At 71.2% G+C, this 11,996-nt stretch carries 11 protein-coding genes; 7 read left to right on the forward strand and 4 right to left on the reverse strand.

Translation table 11 applies throughout. The features are described 5' to 3' along the window. Positions 1–86: 86 nt before the first annotated feature. Entirely contained in the window at positions 87–1,310 is a 1,224-nt protein-coding gene (locus WA788_RS15420; RefSeq protein WP_335977621.1) for a proline-rich domain-containing protein, read from the reverse strand. 95 nt (positions 1,311–1,405) lie between these two features. On the opposite strand from WA788_RS15420, the gene mtnA reads away from it, so the two are divergent. The 4 genes from mtnA (at position 1,406) to WA788_RS15440 (ending at position 7,081) form a co-directional block, all read left to right on the forward strand. Next, entirely contained in the window at positions 1,406–2,455 is a 1,050-nt protein-coding gene (mtnA, locus tag WA788_RS15425) for an S-methyl-5-thioribose-1-phosphate isomerase (protein ID WP_335977623.1), read from the forward strand. A gap of 135 nt (positions 2,456–2,590) precedes the next feature. After that, positions 2,591–3,280, forward strand: a complete 690-nt coding sequence (gene mtrA, locus WA788_RS15430; protein ID WP_202233941.1) for an MtrAB system response regulator MtrA — start codon at positions 2,591–2,593, stop codon at positions 3,278–3,280. Between the two features lies 1 nt (position 3,281). Beyond that, positions 3,282–5,240 (forward strand): MtrAB system histidine kinase MtrB, encoded by a 1,959-nt coding sequence (mtrB, locus tag WA788_RS15435; protein ID WP_335977626.1) that lies wholly within the window; start codon positions 3,282–3,284, stop codon positions 5,238–5,240. Beyond that, entirely contained in the window at positions 5,240–7,081 is a 1,842-nt protein-coding gene (locus WA788_RS15440; protein ID WP_335977628.1) for an LpqB family beta-propeller domain-containing protein, read from the forward strand. Before mtrB ends, WA788_RS15440 begins: the two co-directional genes overlap by 1 nt. Before the next feature lie 213 nt (positions 7,082–7,294). Here WA788_RS15440 and WA788_RS15445 read toward each other — a convergent pair whose 3' ends face one another. Beyond that, positions 7,295–7,498: a hypothetical protein gene (locus WA788_RS15445; RefSeq protein ID WP_335977629.1), complete on the reverse strand. Its 204-nt coding sequence runs from the start codon at positions 7,496–7,498 to the stop codon at positions 7,295–7,297. A 180-nt stretch (positions 7,499–7,678) separates the two neighbouring features. On the opposite strand from WA788_RS15445, the gene WA788_RS15450 reads away from it, so the two are divergent. The 3 genes from WA788_RS15450 to WA788_RS15460 all read left to right on the forward strand — a co-directional run bounded on the left by WA788_RS15450 (position 7,679) and on the right by WA788_RS15460 (position 9,915). Then, positions 7,679–8,053, forward strand: a complete 375-nt coding sequence (locus WA788_RS15450; protein ID WP_335977632.1) for a phosphoribosyltransferase family protein — start codon at positions 7,679–7,681, stop codon at positions 8,051–8,053. Positions 8,054–8,350: 297 nt separating this feature from the next. Continuing rightward, on the forward strand, positions 8,351–9,043 hold the full coding sequence (hpf, locus tag WA788_RS15455; protein ID WP_335977635.1) for a ribosome hibernation-promoting factor, HPF/YfiA family: 693 nt from the start codon (positions 8,351–8,353) through the stop codon (positions 9,041–9,043). A 134-nt stretch (positions 9,044–9,177) separates the two neighbouring features. Beyond that, positions 9,178–9,915: a response regulator transcription factor gene (locus WA788_RS15460; RefSeq protein WP_335977637.1), complete on the forward strand. Its 738-nt coding sequence runs from the start codon at positions 9,178–9,180 to the stop codon at positions 9,913–9,915. A gap of 21 nt (positions 9,916–9,936) precedes the next feature. Here the strand turns inward: WA788_RS15460 and WA788_RS15465 are convergent, their stop codons facing one another. Together WA788_RS15465 and WA788_RS15470 are read right to left on the reverse strand one after the other, a co-directional pair. Beyond that, positions 9,937–11,118 carry a winged helix-turn-helix domain-containing protein gene (locus WA788_RS15465; protein ID WP_335977640.1) on the reverse strand — a complete coding sequence of 394 codons (1,182 nt, stop codon included), beginning with the start codon at positions 11,116–11,118 and terminating at the stop codon, positions 9,937–9,939. 134 nt (positions 11,119–11,252) lie between these two features. Beyond that, on the reverse strand, positions 11,253–11,840 hold the full coding sequence (locus WA788_RS15470) for a GNAT family N-acetyltransferase (RefSeq protein ID WP_335977643.1): 588 nt from the start codon (positions 11,838–11,840) through the stop codon (positions 11,253–11,255). Positions 11,841–11,996 lie beyond the last annotated feature (156 nt).

The raw sequence follows: 11,996 nt of genomic DNA on the forward strand, positions 1-11,996 counted from the left end.
ATTCAGCCTCGGCCCCCGGTTTTGACCGGGGGCCGAGGCTTTTGGCGTTGGCCTTCGGAGGTGCCCAGCCTTGCGGCTGGGCACGCTCACTTCTCGGCAGCCTGGGCCAGTTCGATGTCCAGCGACTCACGGCGGATGCGCTGGTCGATATAGAGCAGCGTCACCGTGCCGGAGCTGATCGGCAGGGTGAGCGTGGAGCCGATGACAGCGCCGATGCCGTTGACGATGAGGAAAGTCCACCCCGGAGTGCTGCCGGAGTTGTAGAAGGACGAGAAGGACTCGTTCGTGGCGGAAGAGGACAGCGCTGTGAACGGCAGATCGATGATGGCCGAAGCGATGTAGGTGATCAGAACCGTCAGCAGCTCGATCCCGAGGACGCGCCACCAGGCGCCCCTGACGAGTTTCGCGGACCGCTTGATCGCGCCCACGACGCTCTGGTTCTCCAGCATGAGGGCTGTCGGGGAGAGGATCAGCAGAATCCAGAGCCAGACCAGCACCACCAAGCTGGCGCAGGCGCCGAGGACGGCGAGGGCGGCGCCGCCGTCCGAAGCGCCGGCCGCGGCGACGAGAATACCCGGCAGGATGCCGACGGCCAGCACCGCGATATAGAGGAGGACGAGCAGGAGCGACAGACCCACGAGCCGTCCGGCCCGTGCTCGGGCCTCCTGCCATGCCTCGCCGACCGTCACCGGGCGGCCCAGGACCGCGCGGCTGGTGACCAGAGCCAGCATGGCCGTTGCGGTGAGTACACCGAGCGCGGCGACGACCACGGTGAGCCCGAGGCCGGCATAGGCGTCCCGCAGGGCGTGCAGGATGTCGTGCGCGCTCGGGTTGTCGCTGTCCTCGAGCTTCTTGAGGCTGGTGTCGTCGGTGAAGAGGCCCTGGACCACGACGGCGATGGCCTGGGTGATGACCGCGACGGTCAGGGTGATGCCGAGGATGGCTCGCCAGTGGCGCCGGAGCGTTGTGACGGACCCGCCGATGATCTCGCCGATGTCGAGGGGCCGCAGCGGGATGACACCGGGCTGGGGTGCGGCCGGGCGGTTCCAAGGACCTTGCTGCTGCCACCCGTTGGGAGGCTGCTGTGTTCCGTTGGGTGCGGGGGGTGCGCCCCAGCGCGGTCCGCCCTGAGACGGGGCCCGCGGAGCGCGCTCTCCTTGCGGTGGCGTCCAGCGGGCCCATCCGGAGGTGTCGGCCGGCGGCTGTTGCGTGGACCAGCCGGGAGACGGGGCGGGGTCGGGAGGGGTGCCGCCGTCCGGCTCGGGGGAGTCGGAGGGTCCGGGCGTCGTGGGGCCCGGAGAGTTGGTCATCGGGGGCTGCACCTCTTCGTGTTGCTCGGCTGGTTCAAACTGCCATCGTGCCATGGGCTGACGTGGGCGCGATCTGACAGGGCACACTGAGCGACATGGGTGATCACATCACGCGACCTGAGAACGGCTTTATTCCGGCGTTGCGGTGGGAGGAGCCGCCTGAGGGACCGGTGCTGATACTCCTCGACCAGACCCGACTCCCGCAGGAGGAAGTGGAGTTGGCCTGCACAGACGTGCAGGGACTGGTGGCCGCGATCCGCTCCCTCGCTGTGCGCGGAGCGCCTGTGCTGGGCTTGGCGGGCGCGTACGGTGTCGCGTTGGCGGCCGCGCGCGGCTATGACGTGGAGGACGCGGCCGAACTGCTCGCGCAGGCACGTCCGACCGCGGTCAATCTGGGGTATGGAGTGCGGCGGGCGCTGGCGGCGTACCGGAGGGCCGACCCGGCGCATGCGGCGGCTGCCGCCCTGGCCGAGGCGCGGGCGCTGCACGCGGAGGACGCGGAGGCGAGCGCCGCCATGGCAGGGCACGGCATGCAGTTGCTGGCGGAGTTGCTGCCCGGCGGGGGGTACCGGGTGCTGACCCACTGCAACACGGGCGCTTTGGTGTCGGGTGGGCAGGGCACCGCGCTCGGTGTGGTGCTGGCCGCGCACCGGGCCGGCGAGCTGCGGCGGCTGTGGGTCGACGAGACGCGGCCGCTGCTCCAGGGTGCGCGGTTGACGGCCTATGAGGCGGCGCGGGCCGGGGCGCCGTACACCCTGCTCACCGACAATGCGGCGGGTTCGCTCTTCACCGCCGGCGAGGTCGACGCGGTGCTGGTGGGCGCGGACCGGATCGCGGCGGACGGGGCGACGGCGAACAAGGTGGGTACCTATCCGCTGTCGGTGCTGGCGCGCTACCACCATGTGCCGTTCATCGTGGTGGCGCCGACGACGACGATCGACCTGGAGACGCCGGACGGCGCGTCGATCGAGGTCGAGCAGCGGTCCGGCGCGGAAGTGACCGACCTCGCGCCCTCCCCGCTGGGTACCCAGGCGTACAACCCGGCGTTCGACGTGACACCGCCGGAGCTGATCACGGCGATCGTGACGGAGAACGGAGTGGTCTCGCCGGTGACGGCCGAGACGCTGGCGGCCGTCTGCCGGTAGGGTCGCCGCACAGCCGTGGCGCAAGTTGTCCACAGGCTGTCACAGGGGGACAGCGCAACTGCGCGCAACCGTGGAGAATGGTTGCGTAGCGTGACCTCGATCACCAAAGGTCACCGGTATCGATATGCAAATGGGATGATGGTCGGTATGAAGGGACGAGTCCTGGTCGTCGATGACGACACCGCGCTGTCAGAGATGCTTGGCATCGTGCTGCGCGGAGAGGGTTTCGAGCCGTCGTTCTGCGCTGACGGCGACAAGGCTCTCGCTGCTTTCCGGGAGGCCAAGCCGGATCTGGTGCTCCTGGATCTGATGCTGCCCGGCAGGGACGGCATTGATGTGTGCCGGCAGATCCGCGCGGAGTCCGGCGTGCCGATCGTGATGCTCACCGCGAAGAGCGACACGGTGGATGTGGTGGTCGGCCTGGAGTCCGGGGCGGACGACTACGTGATCAAGCCGTTCAAGCCCAAGGAGCTGGTGGCGCGGGTGCGGGCGCGGTTGCGCCGTGCCGAGGAGCCGACTCCTGAGCAGCTTGCGATCGGCGACCTGCTGATCGATGTCGCCGGACACTCGGTGAAGCGCGGCGGCCAGCCGATCGCGCTGACGCCGTTGGAGTTCGATCTGCTGGTCGCGTTGGCCCGCAAGCCGTGGCAGGTCTTCACGCGTGAGGTGCTGCTGGAGCAGGTCTGGGGCTACCGCCACGCCGCTGACACGCGTCTGGTGAATGTGCACGTGCAGCGGCTGCGGTCGAAGGTGGAGCAGGACCCCGAGCGCCCGGAGATCGTCGTGACCGTCCGCGGTGTCGGCTACAAGGCGGGACCTGGCTGACATGTGGGCGTCGTATGAGCGTGAGCGTCTGGAGAGCCGGCTGGCAGACCCCATGCAGGGGCTGCTGCCGGTGATCCGGTCGTTCGTGCGCTGGGCGCGGCGCCCGGTGCAGCCGGCGGTCCGGCTGTGGCGGCGCAATCTTCAGCTGCGCGTGGTCGCTTTCACGTTGCTGATGTCGGTGGGCGTGGTGCTGCTGCTCGGCTTCGTGGTCATCGGGCAGGTGCAGAACGGCCTGCTGGACGCGAAGGAGAAGGCGGCCACCAATCAGGCGACCGGCGGCTTTTCCATCGCGCAGGACATGGCGGACAAGGGCAGCCAGACCCAGCAGTCGTCCGGTTCGGGCTCCGCCCAGGGGCGCGTCGATTCGGGGACATGGCTGAACAGCCTGGTCGAGCAGTTCGCCAGCGGCGGCAAGGGCGTGTACTGGATCGTCGCGCTCAGTCCCGGGCGGGGCGACGACCCGCCCTTCGCCGGGGGCAGCCCCGGCAGTGTGCGCGGGCCGCGCGGTTCCGGCAGCATCCTGCCGGAGGAGAGCATCCCGAAGTCGTTGAGCGACGCGGTGCAGAGTCATCCCGGCGCGCTCAAGCAGTACACGATGGTCAAGACCGACGACGGTCACAAGCCGCGTCCGGCGCTCGCCGTCGGCAAGCGGCTGACGGACATCAACGGAAGCACCTACCAGCTGTATTACCTGTTCCCGTTCGACCAGGAGGAGAAGACCCTCGGGCTGGTCAAGGGGACGCTGGCGACCGCGGGCATATTCGTCGTGGTGCTGCTCGGTGCGATCGCCTGGCTGGTGACACGGCAGGTGGTCACGCCGGTGCGGATGGCGGCCGGGATCGCCGAGCGGTTGGCGGCCGGGCGGCTCCAGGAGCGGATGCAGGTCACGGGGGAGGACGACATCGCCCGGCTCGGCGAGTCCTTCAACAAGATGGCGCAGAACCTCCAGGTCAAGATCCAGCAGCTGGAGGAGCTGTCGCGGATGCAGCGCCGCTTCGTCTCCGACGTGTCGCACGAGCTGCGGACGCCGCTGACGACGGTGCGGATGGCCGCCGACGTGATCCACGACGCGCGGACGGACTTCGACCCGGTCACGGCCCGCTCCGCCGAGTTGCTGCAGAACCAGTTGGACCGCTTCGAGTCGCTGCTGTCGGACCTGCTGGAGATCAGTAGGTTCGACGCCGGGGCCGCGGATCTCGCCGCCGAGCCGATAGACCTGCGGGACGTGGTGCGCCAGGTCGTCGACGCGGCCGAGCCGCTGGCCGAGCGCAAGGGCACCCGGGTGATCGTCCGGGGTGACACGCAGCCGGTGATAGCGGAGGCTGACGCCCGCCGGGTGGAGCGTGTGCTGCGCAACCTGGTGGTCAACGCGATCGAGCACGGCGAGGGCCGTGACGTGGTGGTGCGGTTGGCGACGGCCGACGGTGCCGTCGCGGTGGCGGTGCGGGACTACGGCGTGGGCCTGAAGCCGGGTGAGGCGACCCGGGTCTTCAACCGCTTCTGGCGGGCCGATCCGGCGCGTGCGCGTACCACCGGCGGCACCGGGCTGGGCCTGTCCATCGCGGTGGAGGACGCCCGGCTGCACGGCGGCTGGCTCCAAGCGTGGGGCGAGCCGGGTGGCGGTTCGCAGTTCCGTATGACGCTTCCGCGCACCGCGGGGGACAGCCTGCGCGGTTCGCCGATCCCCTTGGAGCCGGACGACTCGCGCCGCAACCGCGGGCTGAACTCCGCGGGGCTGTCGGCCAGGCCCGGGGTGCCGGTGCCCCGGACCGGAGCGCCCGGCGCTGCCTCCGGCGACGCGGCGCTGCGCCAGGCCGGTGCGCGCGGGCCGCAGCTGCCGTCCATGCCGCTGGTGCCGAAGGCGCCGTCCCGGCCGCCGACGGCGGACCCGGCGGCGCTCCCGGGCAGTGGGGCACGGGTGGTGGAGCGTAGGGACAACACGCGGGAGGACGACATCTGATGGGTGCGAAGGGGGGCGGCCGCCTTCGGCTGGTGCGGCACGCGCTGCTGCCGTTGTTCGCCGTGCTGCTGCTGGCCGGCTGCGCCTCGATGCCCAGCAGCGGCGAGGTGCGCAAGGTCAGCGAGGGCCAGCGCGCGGACTCGGACTCGCAGGTGCGGGTCTTCGGCATCGGGCCGAGCCCAGGTGAGAGCGCGTCCGACATCGTCAACGGCTTCCTGGAGGCGACCACCAGCAGCGAGTCGGATTTCGTCACCGCCAAGAGCTACCTGTCGAAGCAGGAGAAGAAGCGCTGGAAGCCGGACACCGGGATCACGGTGTTCTCCGGCGAGCTTGCCCCGCGCGAGGTGGGCGGCACCGGCCGCAAGGAGGGCTACACCACGGTCACGCTGTCGGCGACGAAGTCGGCGGTGGTGGACGCCAAGCACGCCTACGAGCCGGACCACGGCACGTTCAGCACGTCGTTCCACCTGGTGAAGGAGGACAACCAGTGGCGGATCGACGGCCTCGCGAACGGCCTGGTCCTGTCCGACCTGGACTTCCAGCGGATATACCACTCCGTGAACATGTACTACTTCGCGCGGCTCGGACCGGACGAGCACCCGGCGGGCGGGAGCAGCAACGCGACGCTGGTGGCCGACCCGGTGTATCTGCGCATCCAGAACGACCCGCTGGTGTCGACCGTCTCGGCGCTGCTGGGCGGGCCCACCGACTGGCTGTCCCATGTGGTGACGACGGCGACGCCGGCCGGGACGCGGCTGGAGGACAACGGACCTGATCACGGGGTCTCGGTGGACGACTCGCAGCGGCTCCAGGTCCGGCTGGGCAGCGCCGCCGACAAACTGCACGGGCAGCGCTGCACGCAACTGGCCGCGCAGCTGTTCGCGACTGTCCAGGCGCAGGCGTCCGCCCAGTTGGCGTCGGCCGAGGTGGACCACGCGGACGGGTCCACCGCGTGTGTGCTGCACAGCAGTGAGGCGCTCGGCTACGGCCCGGAGAACCTGGTCGGTTCCAGCCCGCGGCCGTACTTCATCGAGGCGGACAGTCAGCACCGGCTGCTGGAGTTGACCGACGATGGCAAGGGCAGCACCCCGAAGGCGACTCCGGTGCCGGGACCGTTCGGCTCCAGCAAGGCGTATCTGGACTCGGTGGCGGTGCGCAGGGACCAGGAGGTGGCCGCGGGGGTGCGTTCCGACGGCCGCGATCTGGTGGTCGGTTCGCTGGTCACCGGGCAGGCATTCGGCAAGGCGGTGGTGACCAGCAACGTCAAGGACGGGCTGAGCGCGCCGAGTTGGGACGGGTTCGACGACCTGTGGGTGGCCGACCGCGACCCCGACTCGCCGAAGCTGCTGGTGCTGCCCCATGGCACCGGCACACCGATCGAGGTGCCCGTGCCCGATCTCGACGGGCGTATCCAGTCGCTCCGGGTGGCCTCGGACGGGGTGCGGATCGCCCTGGTGGTGCAGCAGGGCAGCCAGACCCGCCTGATGCTCGGCCGGATCGTCCGGGAGGGCACCACGCAGCACCCGCAGTTCGCGGTGAACAGCCTGCGGCCCCTGACGCCGTCGGGGGAGAACATGACGTCCGTGTCGTGGGCGGGTGCCAGCAAGCTCGTGGTGCTCGACACCGAGCCGGGCGGTGCCCAGCAGATCGAGTACATCAGCTCGGACGGCTCGGCCGGGTCCGCGCTCCAGGGCGTCAGCGAGGCCACGTCCGTCGCGTCCTCGGAGAACGCCGCGTCGCCGCTGCTGGCCTCGTACAACGGCAGGGTCTACGAGCTGCCGACGGATGCGAACTGGAAGCAGGTCTCACCGAAGGGCAGCGACCCCGTCTACCCCGGCTGACCTGCGGCGACCAGTTGTCCACAGCCACGAACGAGTGACTGGCCGCGGGCGTGCCGCAAGGCGCAGAGTTGAGTCATGCGGGGCTGGTGGAGGGAGATCGCCGGGTTGGTCCTCCCGGTGGACTGCGCGGGCTGCGGGAGCCCGCGGACGGAGCTGTGCGGGCGGTGCCAGGGGTTGCTGGGCGGAGCGGCCACGGCACGGCGCGTGCGTCCGTCACCCGAACCACCAGGGCTGCCGCCGGTCTACGCGGCCGGCAGGTACGGGGACGAGGTGCGGGCCGTCGTCCTCGCGCACAAGGAGCGGGGCGCCCTGGGCCTCGCTCGGCCGCTGGGTGCGGCGCTGGCGGGAGCGGTCGTCCGGGCGACCGCTGCCACCGGCGCCCTGCCCGGCGCCGCCGCCCCGCATGCGGTCGGCCACTGCTGGAATCCGCCCGGACGGGTTCCATCGGCAGCCGGCTCCGGTCACGGGTCCCGCTCCGGCCCGCGACCGGCCGCCAGCGGCCTGGAGGCGCCCCGTACCGCCCTGCGGGACGCCGCCGGGCCACTGGTACCGGCGGCACCGTGGTCGGCGCCACGGCCCCTGCCGCTGCTGCTTGTGGTGCCTGTGCCCTCGGCCCGCCGCGCGGTCGCCCAGCGGGGACACGACGCCACGGCCCGGATCGCCCGCGCGGCGGCCCGGGAGCTGCGGCGGCGGGGTGTGCCGGCTCGGGCGGCTGCCGCGCTCCGGCAGCGGAGGCCGGTGGCCGACCAGGCCGAACTGGGTGCGGACGGGAGGTTGGCGAACCTGTCGGGCGCGATAGCGGCCGTGGGAAGTGCCGTGCCGCTGCTGGCCGCGGCTCCCGTGGTGCTGGTCGACGACCTCATGACGACCGGCGCGTCACTCGCGGTGGCCGCGGGGGCGCTGGCCGCGGCCGGCGGCCGGGTCGTGGGTGCCGCCGTGGTTGCCGGACCGCACGATTCTCCGAACGACTGATTTACGCATCGGCGCAGGTGGTTGCCCTTGATATTCACCCGAACGGAGGTATGGCCGTGCTGAGGATGCCGAGGAGCGCACTCCGGGACTATGTTCGGGGGAGAAGGAAGCGAACACCGGGGGTGTTGATCTTCCCGGTGGGGCAGGAGGAGGTGAAAGCCGCAGCTTCGCGGTATCCGGAACTGCCCGGACGGCGAAGCGGCAGCTAACGCAGCGCCGGCCGGGACTGGCACCCGCGCCGGCCTCAGGGAGAGGGATTGCCCCTGGTCACGGGGGCGGTCCGGAACGGAGTTCTGCGTGGACATCGTCGTCAAAGGCCGCAAGACCGAGGTGCCCGAGAGGTTCCGGAAGCACGTGGCCGAGAAACTGGACAAGATCCAGAAGCTCGACGGCAAGGTGATCAGCCTCGACGTCGAGGTGTCCAAGGAGCTCAACCCCCGCCAGGCGGAGCACAGCGACCGGGTGGAGATCACGCTGAACACCCGCGGGCCCGTGGTGCGCGCGGAGGCAGCGGCGGCGGACCCGTACGCCGCGCTGGACGTGGCGGTGACGAAGCTGGAGGCGCGGCTGCGGAAGGCCGCCAGCAAGCGGCACACCCGCCGGGGCAACGGCCGTATTCCGGCCGCCGAAGTGGGTGACACGGTGCCGGGCGCCGCTCGGATCAACGGGGACGGCACGCTCGTGGCCGACCAGGAGGCCGACGGCGCGGCGACCACCACCATGGTCGCGTCGCTGGAGGTCCACGGCGAGGGTCCGCTCGTGGTCCGGGAGAAGACCCACGCCGCGGCGCCCATGGCCCTGGACCAGGCGCTCTACGAGATGGAGTTGGTCGGGCACGACTTCTATCTGTTCGTCGACAGCGAGTCCAAGCAGCCGAGCGTGGTCTACCGGCGGCAGGGCTATGACTACGGCGTGATCCACCTCAACACGGACGAGTCGGGGGCCGGATCGCCGGCGGGCGCCGGTGACGCGCTCAACCACGGCGCCTGAGCTTTCGGCCGGACCCGTTGGGGTCCGTGGGAAAAGGAGCGCCGCATGCCCCCGGCTTCGCGCCGGGGGCGTCGGCGCGCCAGGACGTGAAATGCTGGACCAGTGGTCAACTCTGGTCTGAGGGGGAGGAATTGATGCCGGACTTCGAGCACGGGGCGCCCGGTGAAGGGCGCCCGGTGCTGTACGGGGAACAGTCCGGTCCGCCGCGTGCGGAGCCGATTCGGGTTCTCGTCGTCGACGACCACGCGCTGTTCCGGCGGGGCCTGGAGATCGTGCTCGCGCAGGAGGAGGACATCCAGGTCATCGGGGAGGCCGGGGACGGCGCCGAGGCCGTGGAAAAGGCCGCCGACCTGCTGCCGGACATCGTGCTGATGGACGTCAGGATGCCGCGGCGCGGGGGGATCGAGGCGTGCACCTCGATCAAGGAAGTCGCGCCCAGCGCCAAGATCATCATGTTGACGATAAGCGATGAGGAAGCCGACCTCTACGAGGCGATCAAGGCCGGCGCGACGGGCTACCTGCTCAAGGAGATCTCCACCGACGAGGTGGCGACCGCGATCAGGGCGGTCGCCGACGGCCAGTCGCAGATCAGCCCGTCGATGGCGTCGAAGTTGCTGACCGAGTTCAAGTCGATGATCCAGCGGACGGACGAGAAGCGCTTGGTGCCGGCGCCCAAGCTCACCGACCGCGAGCTGGAGGTGCTCAAGCTGGTGGCCACCGGCTTGAACAACCGAGACATCGCCAAGGAACTGTTCATCAGCGAGAACACGGTGAAGAACCACGTCCGCAACATCCTGGAGAAGCTCCAGCTCCACTCCCGCATGGAGGCCGTGGTCTACGCGATGCGGGAGAAGATCCTGGAGATCCGCTAGTTCCCGGCCCCGCCCCGGCCCTCAGCCGGTGGTGTGGGCGAGGGCGGCGGTCAGGGGCGCACGGAGCGACTCGGGCAGGACGCGTTCGGCGCGGACCTGGGTGCAGCCGACCCAGCCGGCGGCCTCGGTGAGGGCGTCGGCCGCGGGCTGGACGGCTTTGGGACCGTCGAGGGTGACCTGCCGGGCGACCAGGGTCCTGCCTTCCCGCGCGGGGTCGACCCGGCCCACCAGCCGGCCGCCGGCCAGCAGGGGCATCGCGAAGTAGCCGTGGACCCGCTTCGGCTTCGGGGTGTACGCCTCCAGGCGGTGGGTGAAGCCGAAGATCCGCTCGGTACGGGGGCGGTCCCAGATCAGGGAGTCGAAGGGCGACAGCAGCGTGGTGCGGTGCCGGCCGCGCGGCGCGGTGGCGAGCGCGGCCGGGTCGGCCCAGGCGGGCTTGCCCCAGCCCTCGACCTCGACCGGGATCAGCCCGGTGGCGTCCAGCACCGCCGCGACCTGCTCGCCCTTGAGGCGGTGGTAGTCGGCCAGGTCCGCCCGGGTGGCGACCCCCATGGCCGTGCCCGCCTGCGCGACCAGGCGCCGTACGCACTCGGTGTCGTCGAGGTCGTCGTGCAGCAGGGTGTCCGGGACGGCGCGCTCGGCCAGGTCGTAGACGCGCTTCCAGCCGCGGCGCTGCGTGCAGACCACGTCGCCGGTGTCGAGCAGCCACTCCACGGCGATCTTCGTCTCGGACCAGTCCCACCACGGGCCGCCGTTCTTCGCGCCGCCCAGGTCGGTGGAGGTCAGTGGGCCGTCGACCTTCAGCCGGTCCAGCACGGCCGCGCAGGAGCGCTCGGCGTCCTCCAGGACGTGCCAGCGGTGGCCGCGGGCCCGGCGGGCGCGCCGCCGGAAGGCGAAGTGCGGCCACTCCTCGATCGGCAGGATGCAGGCGGCGTGCGACCAGTACTCGAAGGCGTGGCCGTCGGACCAGTACGCCGCCTCCACCGTGTCGCGGCCGACCGCGCCCAGGCGGGCGTACGGGATCAGCTCGTGCGACCGGGCGAGCACCGAGATGGTGTCGAGCTGGACCGCGCCGAGCGACCGCAGCACGCCCCGGGTGCCCGCCCGCCGGTCCGGCGCACCCAGGAAGCCCTGCGCCCGAAGGGCGATCCTGCGGGCTTCGTCGGCGGACAGCGTGTACTCGGGCGACGGCAGGAGAGTCATGACGGCCAGCGTAGAACCGGGCACTGACAGTCGGCCGTGGCCGGCGGGTTCACTCGTTCCGGCGACTTCGTTCCGCGGCGCCGCCGCACTGTCGCCACCTGCTGTCAGCCGCCGCCGTCAGCCGCTGGCCGCCGTCAGCCGCCGTACGGCAGGTACTGCGCCTGGGAGGGGAGGGACCAGTCCGAGGGGAGCAGCGAGCCGCTCCAGGCGTCGCGCCGGGTGCCGTCGCGGACGACCATGGCCCGTACGGTGCCCTCCATCACGAAGCCCAGCTTCAGCGCGACCGCGCGGGACGCCTCGTTGCCGGCCTCGGCGAACCACTCCACGCGTTCGACGCCCAGGGCCTCGAACGCCCAGGAGCACACCGCCCGTGCCGCCTCCACGGTGTAGCCCTTGCCGCGCTGGTCCCGGGCCGTCCAGTAGCCCAGTTCGGCCGTGCGCTGCGGGGCGGCCAGGCGCTGGAGGCGTACCAGGCCCATCGAGCTGACCAGGGTGCCGTCGTCCCGCGTGAAGACGCCGAAGTTGTACATGGTGTCGTCGCGCCAGCCGTCCGCGCACACCACGTCGATGAAGTGGTCGGCGTGCCCGCGCGGATACGGCGCGGGAACGGTTGTCCACCGGGAGATCTCAGGGTCCTGACAGGCGGCGTACAGGGCGTCGCCGTCACGGGGCTCCAGTGCGCGCAGCACGAGCCGCTTTGTGGTGAGAACAGGTGTTTCCATACGGGCGTGCGCACCTTTCCTGCGGGCTTTCCGGCGCGGAGCCGGGCACCGCGTACGGCCGCATATCGGGCGGCGGGAGGACTGCGGCCGAGTATCGCGGACCCCCGGGACCGGGGGAAAACCGTTTTGCCGCCGCCGGGCCTCCCGGCCCGCTGG

Source organism: Streptomyces sp. CA2R106 (assembly GCF_037034245.1).
Taxonomy (GTDB): domain Bacteria; phylum Actinomycetota; class Actinomycetes; order Streptomycetales; family Streptomycetaceae; genus Actinacidiphila.